Annotated in this window: 22 protein-coding genes; 5 read left to right on the forward strand and 17 right to left on the reverse strand. The window is 71.4% G+C overall.

Annotated features, from left to right (window positions below):
- Nucleotides 1-113: 113 nt before the first annotated feature.
- Complete coding sequence (locus tag BN6_RS34120; protein ID WP_015104418.1) at nt 114-374, forward strand: DUF2631 domain-containing protein; 261 nt, start codon at nt 114-116, stop codon at nt 372-374.
- A gap of 46 nt (nt 375-420) precedes the next feature.
- On the opposite strand, the gene BN6_RS34125 is transcribed toward BN6_RS34120, so the two are convergent.
- Nucleotides 421-1,968, reverse strand: a complete 1,548-nt coding sequence (locus BN6_RS34125) for a serine/threonine-protein kinase (RefSeq protein ID WP_015104419.1) — start codon at nt 1,966-1,968, stop codon at nt 421-423.
- A gap of 143 nt (nt 1,969-2,111) precedes the next feature.
- Here BN6_RS34125 and BN6_RS34130 point away from each other — a divergent pair, with 143 nt between their 5' ends.
- Nucleotides 2,112-2,600, forward strand: coding sequence for a beta-class carbonic anhydrase (locus BN6_RS34130; RefSeq protein WP_015104420.1), 489 nt, complete (start codon nt 2,112-2,114; stop codon nt 2,598-2,600).
- Between the two features lie 52 nt (nt 2,601-2,652).
- On the opposite strand, the gene BN6_RS34135 is transcribed toward BN6_RS34130, so the two are convergent.
- Both BN6_RS34135 and rlmN read right to left on the reverse strand, forming a co-directional pair.
- Nucleotides 2,653-3,075 carry a ricin-type beta-trefoil lectin domain protein gene (locus tag BN6_RS34135; RefSeq protein ID WP_158509476.1) on the reverse strand — a complete coding sequence of 141 codons (423 nt, stop codon included), beginning with the start codon at nt 3,073-3,075 and terminating at the stop codon, nt 2,653-2,655.
- Nucleotides 3,076-3,480: 405 nt separating this feature from the next.
- The gene (gene rlmN, locus BN6_RS34140) at nt 3,481-4,587 is read right to left on the reverse strand and encodes a 23S rRNA (adenine(2503)-C(2))-methyltransferase RlmN (protein WP_015104422.1); all 1,107 of its coding nucleotides are present in this window, start codon (nt 4,585-4,587) and stop codon (nt 3,481-3,483) included.
- A 108-nt stretch (nt 4,588-4,695) separates the two neighbouring features.
- Here rlmN and BN6_RS34145 point away from each other — a divergent pair, with 108 nt between their 5' ends.
- Nucleotides 4,696-5,328, forward strand: a complete 633-nt coding sequence (locus BN6_RS34145) for a PadR family transcriptional regulator (protein ID WP_015104423.1) — start codon at nt 4,696-4,698, stop codon at nt 5,326-5,328.
- A 1-nt stretch (nt 5,329) separates the two neighbouring features.
- Here the strand turns inward: BN6_RS34145 and BN6_RS34150 are convergent, their stop codons facing one another.
- Together BN6_RS34150 and BN6_RS34155 are read right to left on the reverse strand one after the other, a co-directional pair.
- The gene (locus BN6_RS34150; RefSeq protein ID WP_015104424.1) at nt 5,330-6,307 is read right to left on the reverse strand and encodes an aldo/keto reductase; all 978 of its coding nucleotides are present in this window, start codon (nt 6,305-6,307) and stop codon (nt 5,330-5,332) included.
- Nucleotides 6,308-6,368: 61 nt separating this feature from the next.
- Nucleotides 6,369-7,115, reverse strand: a complete 747-nt coding sequence (locus BN6_RS34155) for a class I SAM-dependent methyltransferase (RefSeq protein ID WP_015104425.1) — start codon at nt 7,113-7,115, stop codon at nt 6,369-6,371.
- A gap of 57 nt (nt 7,116-7,172) precedes the next feature.
- Between BN6_RS34155 and BN6_RS34160 the strand changes: the two genes are divergently transcribed.
- On the forward strand, nt 7,173-7,988 hold the full coding sequence (locus BN6_RS34160) for a VOC family protein (protein WP_015104426.1): 816 nt from the start codon (nt 7,173-7,175) through the stop codon (nt 7,986-7,988).
- A gap of 7 nt (nt 7,989-7,995) precedes the next feature.
- On the opposite strand, the gene BN6_RS34165 is transcribed toward BN6_RS34160, so the two are convergent.
- The 5 genes from BN6_RS34165 to rpsB all read right to left on the reverse strand — a co-directional run bounded on the left by BN6_RS34165 (nt 7,996) and on the right by rpsB (nt 12,165).
- Nucleotides 7,996-8,844, reverse strand: a complete 849-nt coding sequence (locus BN6_RS34165) for a phosphatidate cytidylyltransferase (protein WP_015104427.1) — start codon at nt 8,842-8,844, stop codon at nt 7,996-7,998.
- 115 nt (nt 8,845-8,959) lie between these two features.
- Nucleotides 8,960-9,517 (reverse strand): ribosome recycling factor, encoded by a 558-nt coding sequence (gene frr, locus BN6_RS34170; RefSeq protein WP_015104428.1) that lies wholly within the window; start codon nt 9,515-9,517, stop codon nt 8,960-8,962.
- 47 nt (nt 9,518-9,564) lie between these two features.
- Nucleotides 9,565-10,275: a UMP kinase gene (gene pyrH, locus BN6_RS34175; RefSeq protein ID WP_051075841.1), complete on the reverse strand. Its 711-nt coding sequence runs from the start codon at nt 10,273-10,275 to the stop codon at nt 9,565-9,567.
- A gap of 112 nt (nt 10,276-10,387) precedes the next feature.
- On the reverse strand, nt 10,388-11,203 hold the full coding sequence (gene tsf / locus BN6_RS34180; protein ID WP_015104430.1) for a translation elongation factor Ts: 816 nt from the start codon (nt 11,201-11,203) through the stop codon (nt 10,388-10,390).
- Between the two features lie 101 nt (nt 11,204-11,304).
- Entirely contained in the window at nt 11,305-12,165 is an 861-nt protein-coding gene (rpsB, locus tag BN6_RS34185; RefSeq protein ID WP_015104431.1) for a 30S ribosomal protein S2, read from the reverse strand.
- Nucleotides 12,166-12,507: 342 nt separating this feature from the next.
- Here rpsB and BN6_RS44565 point away from each other — a divergent pair, with 342 nt between their 5' ends.
- Nucleotides 12,508-13,131, forward strand: a complete 624-nt coding sequence (locus BN6_RS44565; RefSeq protein WP_015104432.1) for a M23 family metallopeptidase — start codon at nt 12,508-12,510, stop codon at nt 13,129-13,131.
- A 151-nt stretch (nt 13,132-13,282) separates the two neighbouring features.
- Here BN6_RS44565 and BN6_RS34190 read toward each other — a convergent pair whose 3' ends face one another.
- The 7 genes from BN6_RS34190 to BN6_RS34220 form a co-directional block, all read right to left on the reverse strand.
- Nucleotides 13,283-14,269 (reverse strand): FliA/WhiG family RNA polymerase sigma factor, encoded by a 987-nt coding sequence (locus BN6_RS34190; RefSeq protein ID WP_015104433.1) that lies wholly within the window; start codon nt 14,267-14,269, stop codon nt 13,283-13,285.
- Nucleotides 14,270-14,905: 636 nt separating this feature from the next.
- Nucleotides 14,906-15,883 carry a tyrosine recombinase XerC gene (locus BN6_RS34195; RefSeq protein WP_015104435.1) on the reverse strand — a complete coding sequence of 326 codons (978 nt, stop codon included), beginning with the start codon at nt 15,881-15,883 and terminating at the stop codon, nt 14,906-14,908.
- A 33-nt stretch (nt 15,884-15,916) separates the two neighbouring features.
- Nucleotides 15,917-17,062: a DNA-processing protein DprA gene (gene dprA / locus BN6_RS34200; protein WP_015104436.1), complete on the reverse strand. Its 1,146-nt coding sequence runs from the start codon at nt 17,060-17,062 to the stop codon at nt 15,917-15,919.
- Nucleotides 17,063-18,216: 1,154 nt separating this feature from the next.
- The gene (locus BN6_RS34205; RefSeq protein ID WP_015104438.1) at nt 18,217-19,734 is read right to left on the reverse strand and encodes a YifB family Mg chelatase-like AAA ATPase; all 1,518 of its coding nucleotides are present in this window, start codon (nt 19,732-19,734) and stop codon (nt 18,217-18,219) included.
- Between the two features lies 1 nt (nt 19,735).
- Entirely contained in the window at nt 19,736-20,092 is a 357-nt protein-coding gene (locus tag BN6_RS34210) for a YraN family protein (RefSeq protein ID WP_015104439.1), read from the reverse strand.
- A 204-nt stretch (nt 20,093-20,296) separates the two neighbouring features.
- Nucleotides 20,297-20,620 (reverse strand): DUF2469 domain-containing protein, encoded by a 324-nt coding sequence (locus BN6_RS34215; protein ID WP_015104440.1) that lies wholly within the window; start codon nt 20,618-20,620, stop codon nt 20,297-20,299.
- The gene (locus BN6_RS34220; protein ID WP_015104441.1) at nt 20,620-21,414 is read right to left on the reverse strand and encodes a ribonuclease HII; all 795 of its coding nucleotides are present in this window, start codon (nt 21,412-21,414) and stop codon (nt 20,620-20,622) included. The genes BN6_RS34215 and BN6_RS34220 overlap by 1 nt, the downstream gene beginning before the upstream one ends.
- Nucleotides 21,415-21,416: the final 2 nt, after the last annotated feature.

Raw genomic sequence — 21,416 nt, forward strand, 5'->3', positions numbered from 1 at the left:
GGGTGAGGGTAGACCCCGGCGCGGTGCCGCGCACCTCACGTCTCGCGCACGCCCACCATGTGCGACGATTGCCGCCGTTGGTGAACGTGATCGGGCAGGAAGGTCGTGCGGCTGTGTCTTCGTCCTCGGAACTGGACAAGCGTCCGGCGGTCGACACCCACGACGAGCCGTCGGCCGAGTGGGGTTGGCACGGCACGTTCCCCAAGGGCATCAGGATCGCCGGCTGGCTGTCCGTGCTGGCGACGTTCTCGCTGCTGATCGGCAACCACGAGGGCCGCGTCGAGAACATCTGGGTGATCGCGTTCGGCGCCGGCATGGCGCTGCTGCTCATCTGGGAGCAGGTGCGCAGCCGCACCTCGTGGCGCAAGCGCTAGTCTCCGGGCACATCGGCACCTGAGCCTCCGGGCTGTTCCCGAGGGGCTAGTTTCCGAGCACCCAGCCGAGCTGGAACTCGACGGTCTTGCCCTCGCACGTGGGGCTGAGCGACTCGAAGTGGTGCCCGCCCAGGTTGCAGCGGAAGATCGCCTGGGCGGGCGCGTCCGCCGGCTTCGCCGTGAAGATGTGCCCCACCAAGCCGTAGACCTGCTGCTTCTCGCAGTCCGAGGACACCGAGCTCATCCGGTCCCGGCTGTTGGTGATGACGCACGAGTACAGCGGCCGGGTGCCTGGCTCGGGCGTGGCCGCGAGCCTGCCCAGCGGCCCTTCGGCGGTGTAGCCGGCCGGCACGCCCAGCAGCGTCGACCCGCTGTAGTGCCAGCCCTCGGCGTTGCGGAACCGGGTGAAGACCGACGTCTCGCGCGGCGGCTTCGTCGTGGTGGTGGGCGCCGGCGGCGGTGCGGCCTGCGCGCTGGTGGTGATGGCCGTCGCGGCGGTCGTGGTGGTGGTGGTGGTCGTGGTCGCTTCGGTGGTCGGCACGGTGGAAGCCGCCGACGTGGTGACCGACGTCGTGGTCGCGGAGGACTCCCCCGCGACGCCGGACGCACGGCCCGTCTCCGCCTCCGGGAGCAGCACGAACACCGCCGTGAGCGCGAGCGCCGTGACGACCACCGCGCCGCCCGCGAGCAGCGCGATCCGGCGTCGGGGCCGGGGCTGTTCGTCGTCCCAGCCGGGCCGGGTGTCGGTCACCGGTGTGACCAGCGAGGTCGGGGCCTCGATGATCACCGTGTCGGCGTCGTGCGCGACCGGCCGGGTGCGCTCGGCGAGCCGTTCCCGCACCCGGGGCGCGGTCAGCCGGGCTTCGGCGGACTGGGCGAGCAGCCCGAGCACGACCTCAGCCAGCGGCCCGGTGGTGCGGCGCGGGACCGGCGCTTCGTACATGATCGCGTGCATGGTCGCGGCGGTCGTCTCGCGCAGGAACGGCGAACGCCCCTCGGCCGCGTGGAACAGCGTCGCGCCCAACGCCCACAGGTCGGAGGCCGGCGACGGCGGCCGGCCGTGGAACAGCTCCGGGGCCATGTAGCCGGGCGAGCCCATCACGCCGCCGGTCGCGGTGAGGCCGGGGTCGTCGAGGGCGCGGGCGATGCCGAAGTCGGCGAGCTTCACGCCGCCCTGCGGCAGCACCATGATGTTGCTGGGCTTGACGTCCCGATGCACGACGCCCGCCGCGTGCGCGGTCTCCAGCGCGTGCAGCACCGCCAGCCCGATCTCCTCGACCCTCGGCGCGGGCAGCGGCCCGGCGCGCATCAGGTCGGCCAGCGTCGGCGCTTCGACCAGTTCCATCACCAGGTAGGTGGTGCCGTGCTCGGCCAGCACGTCGTGCACGGTGACCACGGCGGGGCTGTTCACCCGGCCGGCCGTGCGCGCCTCGCGCAGCACCCGTTCCAACTCCGTGCGCGACGAGGTGCGCAGCTCCTTGAGCGCGACCCGGCGACCGATGACCTCGTCCTCGGCCAGCCAGACGACCCCCATGCCACCCCGGCCGAGCTCGCGGACCGTTCGGTATCGCCCCGCGACCAGCTTCGATTCCACCCCGACCCCCTAGTCCGGGCAGATCGTATCCGGCCGCACTTCCCACCCAGTGAACGCCGGTTGCGCACATTCGCATACGACAGTTGGCTCAACGTTGCGCAGCGCACACATTCACTTGCTTTCCGTGAGAGGAACTACCCGCGATGTCCGTCACGGACGAACTACTGGCCAACAACGCCGCCTACGTCGAACAGTTCTCCGGCCCGCTGCCGCTGCCCCCGGCCAAGCACGTCGCCGTGCTGGCGTGCATGGACGCCCGGCTGGACGTGTACCGGGTGCTCGGGCTCAACGAGGGCGAGGCGCACGTCATCCGCAACGCGGGCGGCGTGGTGACCGAGGACGAGGTCCGCTCGCTGGCGATCAGCCAGCGCCTGCTGGGCACCAAGGAGATCATCCTGATCCACCACACGGACTGCGGGATGCTCACCTTCACCGACGACGAGTTCAAGCGGGCCATCCAGGACGAGGTGGGCGTGAAGCCGCCGTGGGCGGCCGAGGCGTTCAAGGACCTCGACGAGGACGTCCGCCAGTCCATCGGCCGCATCCGCAACAGCCCGTACATCCCGATCAAGGACTCGATCCGCGGCTTCGTGTTCGACGTGGCGACCGGCAAGCTGGACGAGGTGGTCTGACCCGTCGCGCCCTTTCACCCGCCGTGGGTGGAAGGGCGCGTCCGGCCGACTGCTACTGCTCGTTCAGGTACCAGCGCTGCTTGCGGTTCTCGGCGTCGCAGTTCTCCAACCTCAGCGGGTTGTCCAGCCCCTTGTACTCGGCGCAGGTGCCGAACTCCTTGTTCACCAGCAGTCGTGAGTTGCCCGAGCCCCGGCGCGTCCACTTCTGCCCGGGGTCGTCGTCGTCGCAGTCGCGGCCCTTGATCCGGTCCCGGTCGACCGCTGTCGCGCACGTGCCGGTGCCGATGTTGCGGAACGTGTCCTCGTCGTAGTCGTAGATCCACCGCTGGCGGTCCAGGCCGCGGAACTCGCCGGCCGTGACCGGGTTCGTGTCGAAGAACGTCTGCGTCCACACGTCCTCGGACCCGTTCGCGCTCTCGATCACGAACACCGCCTCGTCGGCACTCGCCGCCGGGGCGAGGCCCAAGGTCGACACCAGTGCGAGAGCGGCGGCAGCGAATACGGCCCGACTTCTCATAATGCCTCTTTCCGGAAGATGGCGCGGGCGACCGAAACGCCCGCCGGACAGGCCGTTCCACCGAGCCGACAGCGGCACTGCGGCGGTGTGAGAGCCTTCCGAGCCAGTACAGACCCGGCGGCGGATCGAGCGGAACCCTCGCCACCCCGAACGAACCCCGCTCCACACGCGCAGGTCATAAACCGGGGGCCACGGTCACCTGCGGTGCACATCGGCACCACCTCATCGAACGAGGTCGCTGCGCCACCCGGTCACGAAAATCGCCAATCGACGTACGCGCGGGTAAGCCGCACTTCGACGGAAAGCACAATCGCGGTCGCTTCCCGAAGGGGAGGCGACCGCGATTGTTGTCGGAGGTCCAGGTCAGCCCTCGGCGGCCAACTGGCCGCACGCGGCGGCGATCTCCTGGCCTCGGGTGTCGCGGACGGTGCAGGCCACGCCCTGCTCGTTGACCCGGCGGACGAACTCGCGCTCCACCGGCTTGGGCGAGGCGTCCCACTTCGAGCCCGGCGTCGGGTTGAGCGGGATGACGTTCACGTGCACGAGCTGGCCCAGGTGCCGGCGCAGCAGCTTGCCGAGCAGGTCGGCCCGCCACGGCTGGTCGTTGATGTCGCGGATCAGCGCGTACTCGATCGACACCCGCCGGCCGGTCCGGTCCGCGTAGCCGCGGGCCGCCTCCAGCACCTCGGCGACGTTCCACTTCGTGTTGACCGGCACCAGCGTGTCGCGCAGCTCGTCGTCCGGGGTGTGCAGCGACACGGCCAGGCGGACCTGCAGGTTCTCCTCGGTCATCTTCTTGATCGCGGGCACGAGGCCGACCGTCGACACGGTCACCGACCGCTGCGAGATGCCCAGCCCGGACGGCGCCGGGTCGCAGATGCGGTGGACCGCCTCGATCACCCGCTTGTAGTTCGCCAGCGGCTCGCCCATGCCCATGAAGACGATGTTCGACAGCCGACCCGGACCGCCGGGCAGCTCGCCGTCGCGCATGGCCGCGGCACCCCGGCGCACCTGGTCCACGATCTCCGCGGTCGACAGGTTGCGGGTCAGGCCGCCCTGGCCGGTGGCGCAGAACGGGCAGGCCATGCCGCACCCGGCCTGCGACGAGATGCACAGCGTCGCCCGGTCGGGGTACCTCATCAGCACCGACTCGACCAGCGTGCCGTCGTGCGCGCGCAGCAGCGTCTTGCGGGTCGTGCCCGCGTCGGCCTCGACGCTGCGCAGCTCGGTCCACAGCGGCGGCATGAGGTCGGAGACCAGCTTCTCCCGCGACTCGGCCGGGATGTCGGTCATCTCGGTCGGGTCGACGGTCAGCCGGCTGAAGTAGTGGTGGGACAGCTGGGCGGCGCGGAACGACTTCTCGCCCAACGCCGCGACGGCCTCTTTGCGCTGGTCGGCGGTGAGGTCGGCGAGGTGGCGCGGGGGCAGGCCGCGCTTGGGTGCGTCGAAGACGAGGGGGAGTGCAGTCATAGCGCCCTCCAGTGTCCCACGTCCGCGCGACCGCTCTCACCGTTGCATCGCGATGCGTTCCGATATATCGTCGACACGTCACAACCGATCGATGAAGGAGTCAACGACATGAGGTTCACCCCCGATCACCACGGCAGGCACGACCGCCACCAGCGGGGACGCGGTTTCGGCGACCCGCGGCGCGGTTTCGGCGGCGGGTTCGGGCCGTTCGGCGGCCCGCCGGTCCCTCCCGAGCCGCCGGGTTTCTTCCCCGGCGGTCCCCGGGGCCGCGGCCGGCAGCGCAAGGGCAACGTCCGCGCGGCGGTCCTGGCCCTGCTGGCCGAACGCCCGATGCACGGCTACGAGATGATCCAGGAGATCGGCCGGCGCACCGACGGCCTCTGGCGGCCCAGCCCCGGCTCGGTCTACCCGACCCTCCAGCTGCTCGCCGACGAGGGGCTCGTCGCGGCCGCCGAGGAGTCCGGCGGCAAGAAGCTGTTCACGCTCACCGAGTCCGGCCAGGCCGAAGCGGCCAAGCTGGAGGGCGCGCCGCCGTGGGAGCAGGTCAACGACGAGATCGACGTCCAGGCGGCCAAGCTGCGCACGGCGTCGCGGCACCTGGGTTCGGCGATGCACCAGATGGCCCACGCGGGCACCCGTGAGCAGAAGACGCGGGCCGTCGAGGTCCTCAACGAAGCCCGGCGCAAGCTCTACGCCATCCTCGGCGAGCTGGACGTCGAAGAGGACACCGAAGAGGAGTGAGCTACCAGCGGCCGTGCACCAACGGCCGCACCAGCTCGTCGTACACCGCCTTGACCTCGTCCTGCGCGGTCACCGGCGGAAGCTCCGCGGCGGCCGAGTTGGCCCGTGCCTGCTCGGCGTTGCGGGCGCCGGGAATCACCACCGTCACGCCCGGCTGGTCCACGATCCAGCGCAACGCGAACTGCGCCATGGTCGCGCCCTCGGGCACCAGGCCGCGCAGCCGTTCCACGGCTTCCAGACCGACCTCGAACGGCACGCCGGAGAACGTCTCGCCGACGTCGAACGCCTCGCCGTTGCGGTTGAAGCTGCGGTGGTCGTCGGCACCGAACTCGGTGTCCCGGCGGTACTTGCCGGACAGCAGCCCGGAGGCGAGCGGCACGCGCGCGATGATCGCGACGCCCGCGTCCGCCGCGGCGGGCAGCACCCGTTCCAGCGGCTTGTGCCGCAACGCGTTCAGGATGATCTGCACACTGGCGACACCGGGCCGGGCGATCGCCGTCAACGCCTCTTCGGTGGTCTCGACGGACACGCCGTAGGCGGCGATCCGCCCGGCCTGCACCATCTCGTCCAGGGTGTCGAACACCTCGTCGGTGGAGTACACCGGCGTCGGCGGGCAGTGCAGCTGCACCAGGTCCAGGGTGTCCACGCCCAGGTTCGCCCGCGAGCGGTCGTTCCACGCCAGGAAGTTCGCCCGGTTGTAGTTCTCCGGCGCCTGCTCGACCCGGCGGCCCATCTTGGTGGCGACGGTGAGGCCGGCGTCGCCGCGCTCCCGCAGGAACCGGCCCACGAGGGCCTCGCTGCGACCGTCGCCGTAGACGTCGGCGGTGTCCAGGAAGTTCACGCCCGTGTCGACGGCGGCGTGCAGGATGGCCAGCGCCTCGGACTCCTCGACCTGGCCCCAGTCGGCCCCGAGTTGCCAGCACCCCAGCCCGATCACGCCGACCTGACGACCCAGCCTGCCCGCGTTCCGGTTCTCCACGCGCCCGATCCTAGGTGCACGCTGCGACCGGAACCACTTGCCGAGCCAACCAAGACACAGGTCACGGCACCACGAGACCGGACGGCTTGCGGCGGGTGTGGACGCGGTACCCCACCTCGAACGACAGGCCCGGCGTCTGCGCGACAGCCCGTTCGGCGATCTTCGCGGAGAACTCGATGCGCAGCACCGCTTCCAGGTCCTCACGCGTCTCGAAGCGCCACAACGCGCGCACCCGGCGCATGACGAACCCCTGTGCCGTGAAGAACTCTTCGACGTCCACGGGGTTGTAGCGGGGCTCATCGGCGCACAGCCATGGCCCGTAAGGCTCCGCTGAACCGTCGAGGTCCACGATCGCCATCGTTCCACCGGGCCGCAGCACGCGGTCCGCCTCACGCAACCCGGGCTCACAACCGGGACCGAAGAAGTAGGCCGTGCGCGCGTGCACGAGGTCCGCGCTGTTGTCCGGCAACGGCAGCCGCTGCGCCGGCCCGGCGACCACGGACGCGTTCGGCACGTCAGCGAGCCGTGCCCGAGCCCGCCGCACGAGCGGCGGGTGGGGCTCGACGCCGACCACCTGTCTGGCCCGTCGGGCGAACACCGGCAGGTGGAAACCGTCGCCGCACCCGACGTCGACCACGTCCAGCCCGGCCCAGTCGCACCCCTCGGCGAGGACGCGCCAGATCGCGCCGTCCACGTCCTGCGCGCGGTTCTCCACCTCGTAGACGTCCGGCCAGTGCCAGATGTTGGGGCTGGGCAGGACGTCGACAGGACGCACGGCGGCCAGCGCGGCGCGGACGAATCCCTTCACGAATCCAGGGTAGAGCCGTACCGTGATCGTTCCCCCCGGCTCGCAGGAGGTAATGCGGTGTCGATTGTCCCGAATTCTCCCGCCCTGGCCGAATTGCACCACGGCGCACCCTGCTGGGTGGAGCTGCCGACCGTGGACCTGCAGGCGGCCATCGACTTCTACACCGGACTGTTCGGCTGGACCTACGCCGACATCGCCGGCCACACGGTCGCCGTGGTCGACGGCCTCCCGGTCGCCGAACTGCTGCCCGCCGACGGCGGCTTCGGGTGGACGCTCTACCTGAACACGCCGCACGCCCGCGCGACCGCGGAGAAGGCGCACTCGATCGGCGGGCACGTCCTGCGCGAGCCGGACGAGGTGAGCACGCTGATCGCGGACCCGACCGGCGGCGTGATCGGCTTCCGGCACGTGCCGCCGGACTGGCTGTTCGGCACCGACGGCCACGGCGCGTACGCGTGGGCGGAGCTCAACACCCGCGACGGCGCGGCGGCCGACGAGTTCTTCCAGGAGCTGTGCGGCTTCGAGATGACCCAGATCGGCGACGGCCACGCCGTGGACTACACGATCTGGGCGGTGCAGGGCGACACCGTGCTGGGCCGGCAGCGGATGGGCAGCGCGTTCACGCCGGACACCCCGACGCACTGGATGGTCTACTTCACCGCCGACCCCGAGATCGGCACCGACTCGGTCGCGTCCCGGGTGCTGGAACTGGGCGGGCGGGTCACCGTCGAGCCGTACGACAGCCCGTTCGGCCGGGTCACCGTGGTCACCGACCACACCGGGGCGGCGTTCTCGGTGATCGACCCGTCCCGCGTGGTCCCGCTGTCCGAGGAGGACACCGGCGCGCCGGTGGACGACCCGTACGACGACTGAGGTCCGATCAGGGCACGAAGGCGTGCAGCAGCAGCCAGGACACGACGGCGGACGGCAGGAGCGAGTCCATCCGGTCCATCAGACCGCCGTGGCCGGGCAGCAGCGTTCCCATGTCCTTGAGCCCGAGGTCCCGCTTGATCAGCGATTCCACCAGGTCGCCGGTGGTCGCGGTGACCACCAGCGCCGCGCCGAACAGCACACCGTGCCACCAGACGCCGTCCAGCATCAGGCCGACGGTGAGCACGCCGCCCACCATGCCCGCGACCAGCGACCCGGCGAAGCCCTCCCAGGACTTCTTCGGGCTGATCGCCGGGGCCATCGGGTGCTTGCCGAAGAACACGCCCGCCGCGTACCCGCCGGTGTCGGACAGGACCACGCCGATGAGGAACGCCAGCACGCGGAACACGCCGTCCTCGGGGACCACGAGCATCACCGCGAAGGACGCGAACACGCCCACGTAGACGACCGTGAAGATGGACGCCGTGACGTCCCGGAGGTAGCCGTCCGCGCCGTCCTTGAGCCGCCAGATCAAGCACACCAGGACCGTCACCACGAACGCGGTCAGCATCCCGTCGCGGCCGAACGGCCAGGCCAGCCACACCACCGCCTGGCCGCCCAGCAGCACCGGCACCAGCGCGACCTTGATGTCGCCGCCCCGCTTGAGCGCGCCGGTCAACTCGTACATGGACACCGCGACCGCGATCGCGACGACCCCGACGAACGCCTGGCGCACCGTGAACAGGGCGAACAGGATGACCGCGCCCAAACCGACACCCACGGCGATGGCCGCCCCGAGGTCCCGGCCCGCACGTGACGCGCTCTTCCCGGCCGCGCCCTGCTCACCGCCGCCTGACACCTGTGCTCCTATCACGGCCGTCGACCGGCCAAGGGAACCACGCGACCGGTCATCCGGCCGAACGACACCGACGCGACCACCGCGCCCCTTGCTGACCTTCTCCGGCCGCGGCGGCCTAGACCTCCAGCAGCTCGGCTTCCTTGTGCTTGACCAGCTCGTCGACCTGGGCGACGTAACGGTGCGTCACGTTCTCCAGCTCCTTCTCGCCGCGGGAGCCGTCGTCCTCGCCCACCTCGCCGTCCTTGACCAGGCGGTCGAGCTCCTCCTTGGCCTTGCGGCGGATGTTGCGGATGGACACCTTGGCGTCCTCGCCCTTGGACTTGGCGACCTTCACCATCTCGCGGCGGCGCTCCTCGGACAGCTGCGGGATCACCACGCGGATCACCGCGCCGTCGTTGCTGGGGTTCACCCCCAGGTCGGAATCGCGGATGGCCTTCTCGACCTGGTTCAGCTGGGAAGCGTCGTACGGCTTCACGACCGCCATCCGGGCCTCCGGGATGGCGACGCTGGCCAGCTGGTTCAACGGGGTCGGCGAACCGTAGTACTCGACGACGATGCGGGAGAACATGGAGGGTGTGGCACGGCCGGTGCGCACCGCCGCCAGGTCCTCCTTCGCCACGGACACCGCTTTTTCCATCTTCTCCTCGGCGTCGAGGAGGGTCTCGTCGATCACGGCTTGACTCCCTTGGTGTGCGAAGTGCTGCTCGAATCCCAGCAGGTCTAGAAGGACGGGCGACCACCGGGGGTGCTCACCAGCGTGCCGATCTTCTCACCACGCACGGCGCGCGCGATGTTCCCCTCGGTGAGCAGGTTGAACACCATGATGGGCATGTTGTTGTCCATGCACAGGCTGAACGCGGTCGCGTCGGCGACGTTCAGGCCGCGTTCGAGGACTTCGCGGTGGGTGATGTTGTCGAACATCAGCGCGTCCGGGTCGGTCCTGGGGTCGGCGGTGTAGATGCCGTCGACCGCCTTCGCCATCAGCACGACCTCGCAGCCGATCTCCAGCGCCCGCTGCGCGGCCGTGGTGTCGGTGGAGAAGTAGGGCATCCCGGCACCGCCGCCGAAGATCACCACGCGACCCTTCTCCAGGTGCCGCATGGCCCGGCGGGGGATGTAGGACTCGGCGACCTGGCCCATCGTGATGGCGGTCTGCACGCGCGTCTCGATGCCGTGCTCGCGTTCCAGGAAGTCCTGCAACGCCAGGCAGTTCATGACGGTGCCGAGCATCCCCATGTAGTCGGCGCGGCTGCGGTCCATGCCGCGCTGCTGGAGTTCGGCGCCGCGGAAGAAGTTGCCGCCACCGATCACGACGGCGACCTGGACACCTGTTCGGACGACCGCGGCGATCTGGCGGGAGACGTTCTGCACGACGTCGGGGTCGACGCCCACCCCGCCACCGCCGAACATCTCACCGCCGAGTTTGAGCATGACCCGGTGGTAACCGTGGCCTGGCTCTGCGTCTACCTCTGCGCTCACAGGTCCTCCTCTGGACACGGCAAGGGCGGGGTTGCATCCTCGCGCAACCCCGCCCTCACGCGAATCAGGCCTCGCCGACCTCGAACCGGGCGAAGCGGGTCACGGTGACCCCGGCCTCGTCCAGCACAGCCTTGACGTTCTTCTTGGACTCGGTCACGGACGCCTGCTCCAGCAGGACGACGTCCTTGAAGAAGCCGTTCACCCGGCCCTCGACGATCTTGGGCAGGGCCGCCTCGGGCTTGCCCTCCTCGCGCGAGGTCTCCTCGGCGACGCGGCGCTCGGTGGCGACCACGTCGGCCGGCACCTCGTCGCGGGTTAGGTAGCGCGGGCGCATCGCGGCGACCTGCATCGCGGCACCGCGCGCGGCGTCCTCGTTGTCACCGGTGTACTCGACCACGACGCCCACGGCGGGCGGCAGGTCGGCGGCACGCCGGTGCAGGTAGGTGGTGACGGTGCCGTCGAAGACGGCGACCTTCGCCAGCTCCAGCTTCTCGCCGATCTTGGCCGAGAACTCCTGGACCACGGCGTCGACGGACTGGCCGTCGAGGTCGGCGGCCTTGAGCGCCTCGACGTCCGCCGGGCGGGTGGCCTTGGCGACGGCGACGATCCGGGCGGCGAGCTCCTGGAAGTCGGAGTTCTTGGCGACGAAGTCGGTCTCGCAGCGCAGCTCGATCATCACGCCGTCCTCGGCGGAGACCAGACCGTTGGAGGTGGTGCGCGCGGCGCGCTTGTCGACGTCCTTCGCACCCTTGATGCGCAGGATCTCGACCGCCTTGTCGAAGTCGCCGTCGGACGCCTCGAGCGCCTTCTTGCAGTCCATCATGCCTGCGGCGGTGAGCTCGCGCAGGCGCTTCACGTCAGCGGCGGTGTAGTTCGCCATCGTGCGGTTTTCCGTTCCTTCTGCGGGATACGCGCGGGGGTGTAGCGGTCACCGGTGCACGCCGCGCCCGTGGGTGAGGACGGGCGCGGCGTGCCGACGGATCAGGACTGGACGGCCTCGGTGGTGCCCTCGGGCGTCGCCGCGGCGGCGGCAGCCGGCTTCTCGGTCGCGTCCGCGCCCACCAGCAGTTCCTGCTCCCACTCGGCCAGCGGCTCGTCGGTCGCCACGCCCGGCTCGGGCTTGTCGGCACCGTCGGCGGCGTTCGTCCGCGCGCCGGAGCGCTGCATCAGACCGGCGGCGGCGGCCTCGGCGACGACCTTGGTCAGCAGCGCGGCCGACCGGATGGCGTCGTCGTTGCCCGGGATCGGGTAGTCGACCTCGTCCGGGTCGCAGTTGGTGTCGAGGATCGCGACGATCGGGATGTTCAGCTTGCGCGCCTCGCCGACCGCGATGTGCTCCTTCTTGGTGTCCACGATCCACACGGCGCTGGGCACCTTGGACATGTCGCGGATACCGCCGAGCGTGCGCTCCAGCTTGTCCTTCTCGCGGTTCATCATCAGGATTTCCTTCTTGGTGAAACCCTGGAAACCGCCGGTCTGCTCCATCGACTCCAGCTCCTTGAGCCGCTGGAGGCGCTTGTGCACCGTGGAGAAGTTGGTGAGCATGCCGCCCAGCCAGCGCTGGTTGACGAAGGGCATGCCGACGCGGAGGGCCTCGTTGGCGATGGCCTCCTGCGCCTGCTTCTTGGTGCCGATGAACAGGATCGACCCGCCGTGCGCGACCGTTTCCTTGACGAACTCGTAAGCCCGGTCGATGTAGGTCAGCGTCTGCTGCAGGTCGATGATGTAGATGCCGTTGCGCTCGGTGAAGATGTAGCGCTTCATCTTCGGGTTCCAGCGACGGGTCTGGTGCCCGAAGTGCACGCCGCTGTCGAGCAGCTGCTTCATGGTGACGACGGCCATGGCCGGGTTCGCACCTCTTCGTTCAGGCGCACCGGCTGTCCGCCGGCACGCGTTCCGGTTGGTCGCGGCGGACCGGGTGGACCGCCGCCCTGGTGCCCTTGCCGCCGTCCGAACCGGAGTTGACCTCAGGACCGCCGGACGCCGTGACTCGACCACGAGAAGTGGATCAAGTCTGCATTGGCACGCGAAGTCGCCCCGCACTCACACGGGCCGCGAGACGAGTGTACGCCGCCGCGCCAGGGGCACCGAACCCGCCCCTGAGCTGTCCACAGGCGTCCCGGGTTGTCCACAGTTCACCAGGTGCCGCTGGTAGACCCGGCCGCCTCCCGGCACGGTGGACACATGGCTCCCACGATCCGAACGCCGCTGGTCCAGACCTTGACAGTAGCCGTGCTGCTGCTGTCGTGGCCCGCCCACCCCGCAGCCGCGGCACCCCGCCACGCCTGGCCCCTGGCCCCACCACCCCCGGTGCTGAGGACGTTCGAACCCCCACCGACCCCGTTCCGCGCCGGCCACCGAGGCGTGGACCTGGGAGCCGCCGAGGGCACGACCGTCCTGGCCTCCGCCGACGGCACGGTGCACTTCGCCGGCCCGGTAGCCGGGCGCCACCTGGTGTCGCTGACCCACGAAGGCAACCTGCGCACCACGTACGAGCCGCTGATCCCGCTGGTCAAGCGCGGCCAACAGGTCGTGAAAGGCACCCCGTTGGGCACCCTGACCCCCGGCCACGCCGGCTGCCGAACCCCGTGCCTGCACTGGGCCGCCCTACGCCCAACCCCCCGCCGCGCCTACCTGGACCCCCTCAGCCTCCTGTCCCGCCCTCCAGTCCGCCTGCTCCCCCTACCCACCCAGCTACACCCGACCGAGCACCAAGCACCGAGCACTGACCACCGCGCGCTGGGCCTGGTCAGAAATGCACGACGTGAACGCACACCGGGCTCTACAAGACCGCACACGAACCCATAAGCCCTGAGCCCATGGGGTGTGCGCCAATTCAAGGCAAACGATCCGTGCGGGGAACCGGCCTGACAGGGTTCGTTCGCGGAATGGGCCTGACGAGGAATGGGCTTGGCGGGCTGGGCCGTAGCGGGCTTTCCGACGATCTGCGATCCTGCGATCAGGATTCGAGTTGTTCGTTGAGCTTGGTGCGCAGGCGCAGGACCGCACGGGTGTGGAGCTGACAGACCCGCGATTCGGTGACGCCGAGGACCTTGCCGATCTCGGCGAGGGTCAGGTTCTCGAAGTAGTAGAGCGTGACGACCACGCGGTCACGTTCGGCGAGTTGCGCGATGGAGTCGGCGAGCTGGCGACGGCTGTCCTGGTCGACCAGGGTCGCGACCGGGTCTTCCGCGCCCTCGTCCGGCAGCGACTCGGCCAGCGACGCTCCCGCGCCGCCGACGCTGCGCCCGGCCGCGATCAGCTCGTCCAGGGCCACGACGCTGGTCAGTTGGAGCTGCGCGTACAGCTCGCGCAGCTCGGCCAGGCCGATCTTGAGCTCGGCGGCGAGTTCGCGGTCGGTCGGCGTGCGCTGGAGCCGGGCGCCGAGCCGTTCCAACGCCCGCTCGACGTCGCGGGCGCGGCTGCGAACCGACCTCGGAACCCAGTCCTGCGAGCGGAGGTCGTCGAGGATCGCGCCCCGGATCCGCTGCATCGCGTAGGTCTCGAACTTCAGCCCACGTTCAGGTTCGAACTTCTCGATGGCGTCGACCAGACCGAAGATGCCGGACTGGATCAGGTCCGCCACGTCGACGTGCGCCGGCAACCCGGTACCGACCCGGCCCGCGACGTACTTGACCAACGGCGCGTAGTGCAGCACGAGCCGGTCGCGCAGGACCTGCTCGTGCGACTGGCCGTACGTGTGCCAGAGCGCGATGATCCCGGCTTCCACGTCGTCGGCCGTACGCGACTCCGACGCCGGGTGCGCGGGCCGACCCGCAGGCGGCGGGATCACGGCAGGCACCTCAACGGCGGTCACGTCCGCAGCGCCCCCTTCAGCGGCAGGCCCGTCAGCAACACGCACGTCGGCGACAGCCGCGTCGCCGGCGGGCGTTTCGGTTGCGGGCGTATCGGTTGCGGGCGTATCGGTTGCGGGCGCACGGGACATGGACCGCTCGGCACCTGCACCGCTCACGGCAGGCATCGACGCGGCGGGCGCAGCGACCGAGGGCTCTCCCGGCACCTCGGCAGCGGGCGGAACTGCGGCGGGGGCGTCCCCGGCGTGCGTGGGCGCGGCAGGCGGAGCAGCCGGCGGCGAGGCCGAGCTGGGCGAGGCTGGGCTGGGCGAGGCTGGGCTGGGCGAGGCTGGGCTGGGCGAGGCTGGGCGAGGCTGGGCTGGGCGAGGCTGGGCTGGGCGAGGCTGGGCTGGGCGAGGCTGGGCTGGGCGAGGCTGGGCTGGGCGAGGCTGGGCTGGGCGAGGCTGGGCTGGGCGAGGCTGGGCTGGGCGAGGCTGGGCTGGGCGAGGCTGGGCTGGGCGAGGCTGGGCGAGGCTGGGCTGGGCGAGGCTGGGCTGGGCGAGGCTGGGCTGGGCGTCGCGGGGGTGGGTGCGGTGGGCGTCACGGTGTGGCCGTTGGTGTGCGGGGCCTCGGCGGCAGGTCCGGGGTGCGGGTCCTCGTCGGCGACGTGGTGACCGTTCGTCCCGGTCGGGGCGTGCGCAACCGAGGGCTGCGCCTCCGACGAGGCCCCGACGCGCGCGGCGGAAGGAGAGGTCACGGTTGCGGTCCGCGAACCTCCCCCTGCGACGTCAGGAACGGGGGTGGGTTCGGTCATGGATCGCCTTCAGCCGTTCGACGGTGACGTGTGTGTAGAGCTGAGTGGTTGCGAGCGTAGCGTGACCGAGAAGCTCTTGGACGGTACGCAGGTCCGCTCCCCCTTCCAACAGGTGCGTGGCCGCGGTGTGCCGCAGGCCGTGCGGCCCGATGTCGGCTGTTTCGGGTACCGCACCCACTACATCGTGGACAACCCTCCTGGCGGTACGCGGGTCCAACCTCCCGCCGCGCGCACCGACGAACAGCGCGTGTTGTGAACGGTCGCTGACCAGGGACGATCGACCGTGTTCCACCCAGCGCCGTACTGCCCGTTCGGCCGGTACGCCGAATGGCACGGTGCGTTCGCGCCTACCCTTGCCCAGAACCCGGATCACCCTTTGGGAGTAGTCGACGTCGCCGAGGTCGAGACCGCACAGCTCGGCGACCCGAACACCTGTCGCGTACAGCAACTCCACCACGGCTTGGTCACGCAGCGCAACCGGCTCGCCGGCTTCCGCGGATACTTCCGCGACCGACATCGCGGCCTTCGCCTGGTCCGCCCGCAACACTGCGGGCAGCGTCCGGTGCGGTCGGGGCGCGACCAGACGGGGCCCGGGGTCGTCGGCGAGCAGGCCGGTCCGCGCCGCCCAGGCGGTGAAGGTCCGGGCGGCGGCCGTGCGCCGGGCGAGCGTGGTCCGGCTCGCACCCGCACCGTGCTGGGCCGCCAGCCACGAGCGCAGCCCGGCGAGGTCGATCGCCTCCACGGTGGCGTCACCCGTCGTGCCGCCGGCCAGGTGGACCAGCAGGGAGACCGCGTCGGCCAGGTAGGCGCGGACGGTGTGCGGCGAGAGCGAGCGCTCCATCGCGAGGTGGCGCTGGTAGTCGTCCAAGGCCGTCGAGACGTCGCCGGGCAGCTCGCGACGCAGGCCGACGAGGTCGACACGACGAGTCCGAGCGGGCGGCGGCGGGGACATAGCCCCTGACGCTGCGCCTCAGAACGCTCTTGGTCAAGTATCGCCACGCGAGATCCCCTCATGAGAGCGCTTCCATCCGGTGTCGACCCGGACCGCCAGTTCGATCAGCTCCAGTTCGGGGAGCAGCGCCCGGACCCTGGCCAGCTCGACCCCGGATTCCACCGAGACGGCCTCGGCGCTGGTCGCGGAATCCAGCGGCAGCGCCTCGAACACCCGCAGCGCCTCGCCCTGGGGGAGACCGACTTCGGTGTTCCGCGTGGCCTCGACCAGGTCGACCCCGAGCCGCCCGGTCGACTCGATCACCTCCGCGACGCTGCTCACCGCCAGCGCCTCCCCCGACCGCAGCAGGTCGTGGCAGCCTGACGAACTGCTGGACGTGATCGGCCCCGGCACCGCCATCAGCACCCGCCCGAGCGCCGACGTGGAGGCCGCGGTGTTCTTCGCACCGCTGCGCCGACCCGCCTCCACGACCACCGTCCCCTCGCCGAACGCCGCGATCAGCCGGTTGCGGGTCAGGAAGCGGTGGCGGGCGGGTTGGAGGCCGGGCGGGTACTCGGAGACCACGAGCCCGTGGTGCGGGATGCGTTCGAGCAGCCCCTGGTGGCCGCGCGGGTAGGCGATGTCGACCCCGCAGGCGAGGACGGCGATCGTCGGCCCGCCGGCCGCCAGCGCCCCGCGGTGCGCCGCGCCGTCGATGCCGTAGGCGGCACCGGACACCACCGTCACGCCGGACGCGGCCAGCCCGTGCCCGAACTCGGCCGCGACGTGCTGCCCGTAGCCGGTCGAGGACCGGCTGCCGACCACCGCGACGGCCCGCTCGGTCAGGGTGGACAGCTCCGCCTCGCCGCGCACCCACAGCGCCAGCGGGGCCACCCCGCAGCGCAGGCCCTGGGCGGCGGCCTGGTCGAGCGCGGTGAACGGCCACGCGGGCCATTCCTCGTCCTCCGGCACGACCAGCCGCCCACCCAGCTCCGCCATCGCGGCCAGGTCGGCTTCGGCCCGGTCCTCGGCCCGTCGCGCGGAGGTCTGGCTGTCGACCGCACCAGGCACCTGACCCCGCCGGACCAGCGCGGCCGCCCGCACCGGCCCCACCGCCGAGACGAACGCCGCCAACGCTCCGGCCGGAGGTTCGGCGACGCGCGACAGGTAAGCGCGCGCCAACCGCACCTCGTCACTCACGCCACACCGCCGCAGGTGCGAGCCCGCACGCCGTCCGCCACGGGCGGGCCGACTGGCGCGGACAACGACGAGCACCCCGGCACTGTTCGGTCCAGCGACCGCACCGGGTCCGGAGGTGCAGCAGCCAGGCCTGGGTGATCAGCTCGCACAGCCACGCCTTGCCCCGGCGGAACGGGGCAGCGAGGAAGGCGGCCCGATCGGTGGTGCGGTCGGTGAGGCAGTCAGCGGCCCGGTCGGTGGAGCAGGTGGCGATGCGGTCAGCGGGGCGGTCGGTGGAGCGGTTGGCGGGGCGGTCGGTTGGGTGGGTGGTGGGGCGGGTGGTCGTGCACTGGGTGGCGGGGGTGGGCGTGGGCGTGGTGCAGGGCTTTGGGCGTGCGGCGTTGCGGCAGCCCGGTGGAACGTCCCGGTGCGCGTCGCGACGGGTGCTCGGGGGTGGGCTTGTCGAGGTGGCGCGGGACTCGCATGACGGAGCCGAACGCCCGCGTGGACCCGGTGCGGCGCACGACGGCATCGGTGCGGTTGCCGGTGAGTTCGCGTCGGGACCTGGTCGACTCGGAGTCGTGGCGCGCAGACCCGGGTAGGTACAGGTCGCCGGGGTGGTGGGTGGGCACTCGGTCGTGCGTTCGACTTCAGCCTGCTGGGCGAGTGAACCGGCCACCGCGGACCACGGCGAACCGGTGGGGTGGGCGGCCGAGGCCGAGGTGTCCGGCCCGGTGAGGAACACCTGGTCCACGACCAGGTGGACCGGAGTTCCCGGCGGCGTCAGGGGATTCGTCAGGTCTGCTCCGGCGGCGTCGGGGCTCGCCGCCTCCGACCGGGTGGCGTCCCGGTCGGTCGTCTCCGGGCCTTCGGTCAGGGAGCGGGGGAAGTCGGGTGGGAGTGCGGTGGGATTCGGGGTGGTGGCCGGGAGTTCGAGGGGCGGGAGTTCGGTCACGGGGTGCCTCCGGCGGGCGGGTCGGGCACCTTCCGGGTGCCTTCTTCGGGTCGGGTCGAGCGGATTCGGAGGACCTTTCCGGGCCAGCCGAGGATCCAGCGGTTGAGGTCTTTCGCGGTTGCCAGGCGGCGGAGGGTCGGTTTCTTCCTCGGGTCGCTCGGTGGTGGTGTCGGGTCCGGCGATGTCCTCGGTGTCAGGCGGGAGAGTCTCGGGGGTGGGGTCATGGCCTTCTCCTTTCCCGGAATTCCAGGGCCGCGGCCACGTGGTCCGCGGTCGGTTCGTCGGTTTCGGCGAGGTCCGCCAGCGTCCAGGCGACGCGGAGGCAGCGGTCCGCGCCCCGGCCGGTGAGGGCACCGATCGCCAGGGCCCGGTCCAGCAGGGTGGTCGCGGTCCTGGGGAGGCGGAACTCCTTGCGCAGGGCCGGGCCCGGGACTTCCGCGTTGGTCCGCCAGCCGTGCGGGGCCCAGCGGGAGCCGGCCCTGGCGCGCGCCTGGTGCACCCTGCGGCGGACCACGGCCGTCGGCTCGGGCGTGCCCACCTCGGGGCCGAGCATCACCGTCAGGGGGCGCATGGTCACCCGGAGGTCGACGCGGTCCAGCAGGGGCCCGGAGAGCTTGCTCTGGTAGCGGCGCTTGGCCGCGGGCAGGCAGACGCAGTCGAGGTCTTTCGGCGGCGCGCACGGACAGGCGTTGGCGGCCAGCACCAACTGGAAGCGGGCCGGGTACCGGGCGATGCCGTCCCGACGGGCGATCCGCACCTCCCCGTCCTCCAGGCACGTCCGCAGGGCGTCCAGGCTGCGCGCGCCGAACTCGCACGCCTCGTCGATGAACAGCACGCCGCGGTGCGCCCGGCTCACCGCGCCCGGCTTGGCCAGGCCCGAGCCGCCGCCCACCAGGGCCGCCGTCGACGTCGACGGGTGCAGCGAGACGAACGGCGGGGTCGCCACCAGCGGGGCCTCCGGGGTGAGCAGACCGGCGATGGAGTGGATCGCGGTCACCCCGATGGCCTCGTCGGCCGACAGCGGCGGCAGCAGGCTGACCAGGCGTTCGGCCAGCATCGTCTTACCGGTGCCCGGCGGGCCGGTCAGCAGGACGTGGTGGCCGCCCGCCGCCGCCACCTCCAGCGCCCAGCGGGCCTCGGGCTGGCCGACCACGTCGGACAGGTCCTTGCCGGGCGGCACCGGCGGGGGCTCCGGGTGGGCGCCGGCCGGGGTCAGGGCCTCGTCCGAGCCCTTCAGCCAGTCGATGACGTCGGTCAGGGTCGCCGCGCCGTGCACCGCGAGGCCCTCGACCAGCGCCGCCTCGGGCAGCGACGCGGTCGGCACGACCGCTCTGGTCAGGCCGGCCCGCCGGGCGGCCAGCAGGGCGGGCAGCACGCCTCGGACCGTGCGCACGCGGCCGTCCAGGGCCAGTTCCCCGAGCAGCACGGTGCCGTGCAGGCGGTCGTCCGGGACGGCCTGGGACGCGGCCAGCACCACGCACGCCAGGGCCAGGTCGTAGCCCGAACCGCCCTTCGGGAGGGTGGCCGGGGACAGGCCCAGCGTCACCCGTTGGGTGGGCCACTCGTGGTCGCTGTTGCGGACCGCGGCCTTCACCCGGTCCTTGGACTCGTGCAGGGCCGCGTCCGGCAGGCCCAGCAACTGGGTGCGGACCGAGCCCGCGCCCACGTCGGCCTCGATCTCCACCGGGACGCCGTCGACGCCGAACAGGGCCACGCACCAAGCGCTCGCGAGGGCCATCTCAGGCACCCCGCACGTGGTGCAGGCGGATGGGGCCCGACCGCGGCCACAGGATGCCCACCAGGTCGCAGCGGACGTCCAGGCCGCGCAGGCCGTGCGCGTCACGCCAGCGCAGGCCCATGCCGCGCACGCGGTCGAGCTTGGTCGGGGTGACGGCCTCCAGCGGGCTGCCGCGGCCGGTGCCCGAGCGGCACTTCACCTCGCACACCACCAGCCGCTCGCGGTCGGTGGCGACGATGTCGAGCTCGCCCTCGGGACAGCGCCAGTTGCGGGCGAGCAGTTCCAGGCGCTCCTCCTGCCGCAGGTAGCGGCAGGCCACGTGCTCGCCCAGGCGGCCCAGCTCTCGGGTGTCCGGCATGGTGTTGCTCCGTTCGGCTCAGTCTGCGTGTCGTGATCGACTGTGCCGAAGCGGATCTTGCGGGGCCAGGGGGAACCCGAGATCTGTGGATGGGGTTTCAGGGGCTGTGGACAACTGCCCACAACAACGCCTACCTGCGAAAACCGGCCAGAGAGCCGTGAAGGGGCTCATCCGGGTGGATGAGCCCCTGGCGACTGGGAACGGTCAGGAGTTGAACGGACCGTCCTCGGGGAGCCTCAGGTCGGGCTTGTCCAGCTCTTCGACGTTGACGTCCTTGAACGTGATGACCCGGACGTTCTTCACGAACCGGGCGGGCCGGTACATGTCCCAGACCCACGCGTCGGACATCCGCACCTCGAAGTAGACCTCGCCGTCCGCGTTGCGGACCTGCACGTCCACCGAGTTGGCCAGGTAGAACCGCCGCTCGGTCTCCACGACGAACGAGAACTGGCTGACGATGTCGCGGTACTCCTTGTACAGCGACAACTCCATCTCGGTCTCGTACTTCTCGAGATCCTCTGCACTCATTACGCCTCCGCGCGGGTGCTCATCGAATCCGCGCTCCTCCTCGTCGCGAGCCTGCCACCGCTGGTCTGCGGCGATGTTCCATTCTGGACCACGGTGGCGGAAAGCACGTCACGCGCCACTCGGTGCGGCGCGGTCAACCCGTGCCGGGCCCCCGCCGAGGCCACATTCGCATACGACCAGCGGTGCTCCGCGCTCGGCCCGTGCTCCAGCAGGGCGGCGGTGTGCTCGGCGGTGCTGTAGCCCTTGTGCACGTCGAACCCGTACACCGGCAGGTCGCCGTGCATCTCGGCCATGATCCGGTCCCGGGTGACCTTGGCCAGCACGGACGCGGCCGCGACGCACGCCGCCACCCGGTCGCCCTTGACCACCGGCATGTTCGGCGCGGTCAGCCCCGGCACCGGGAACCCGTCGGTGAGCACGTAGCCGGGGTGCGCGGACAGCCGCGCGACCGCCCGCCGCATCCCCTCGATGTTCGCCACGTGCACGCCGATCAGGTCGACCTCCCACGCCGGGATCACGATGACCGCGTAGTCGACCGCGCGCTTGACCACCACGTCGAAGATCCGGTCCCGCGCGGCGGCGGTGAGCAGCTTGGAGTCGGTCAGGCCCTCGAACCGGGCCGCGTCACCGGGCTTGAGCACGCACGACGCGACGACCAGCGGGCCTGCGCAGGCACCGCGACCGGCCTCGTCCACCCCGGCCACCGGGCCGAGGCCGCGCCGGTCCAGCGCGGCCTGGAACGCCCAGATGCCCGCGGTCTGCCGGACCTGCGCCCGAGGCGGCTTGCGGATCACCA

The sequence above is a fragment of the Saccharothrix espanaensis DSM 44229 genome, from assembly GCF_000328705.1.
Taxonomy (GTDB): domain Bacteria; phylum Actinomycetota; class Actinomycetes; order Mycobacteriales; family Pseudonocardiaceae; genus Actinosynnema; species Actinosynnema espanaense.

Coding starts and splice junctions, on each gene's coding strand:
- BN6_RS34130 (WP_015104420.1), top strand. CDS start 2,112: ATGTCCGTCACGGACGAACTACTGGCCAACAACGCCGCCTACGTCGAA.
- rlmN (WP_015104422.1), bottom strand. CDS start 4,587: ATGACTGCACTCCCCCTCGTCTTCGACGCACCCAAGCGCGGCCTGCCC.
- BN6_RS34145 (WP_015104423.1), top strand. CDS start 4,696: ATGAGGTTCACCCCCGATCACCACGGCAGGCACGACCGCCACCAGCGG.
- pyrH (WP_051075841.1), bottom strand. CDS start 10,275: ATGCTCAAACTCGGCGGTGAGATGTTCGGCGGTGGCGGGGTGGGCGTC.
- tsf (WP_015104430.1), bottom strand. CDS start 11,203: ATGGCGAACTACACCGCCGCTGACGTGAAGCGCCTGCGCGAGCTCACC.
- rpsB (WP_015104431.1), bottom strand. CDS start 12,165: ATGGCCGTCGTCACCATGAAGCAGCTGCTCGACAGCGGCGTGCACTTC.
- BN6_RS44565 (WP_015104432.1), top strand. CDS start 12,508: ATGGCTCCCACGATCCGAACGCCGCTGGTCCAGACCTTGACAGTAGCC.
- BN6_RS34190 (WP_015104433.1), bottom strand. CDS start 14,269: ATGTCCCGTGCGCCCGCAACCGATACGCCCGCAACCGATACGCCCGCA.
- BN6_RS34195 (WP_015104435.1), bottom strand. CDS start 15,883: ATGTCCCCGCCGCCGCCCGCTCGGACTCGTCGTGTCGACCTCGTCGGC.
- BN6_RS34205 (WP_015104438.1), bottom strand. CDS start 19,734: ATGGCCCTCGCGAGCGCTTGGTGCGTGGCCCTGTTCGGCGTCGACGGC.
- BN6_RS34210 (WP_015104439.1), bottom strand. CDS start 20,092: ATGCCGGACACCCGAGAGCTGGGCCGCCTGGGCGAGCACGTGGCCTGC.
- BN6_RS34215 (WP_015104440.1), bottom strand. CDS start 20,620: ATGAGTGCAGAGGATCTCGAGAAGTACGAGACCGAGATGGAGTTGTCG.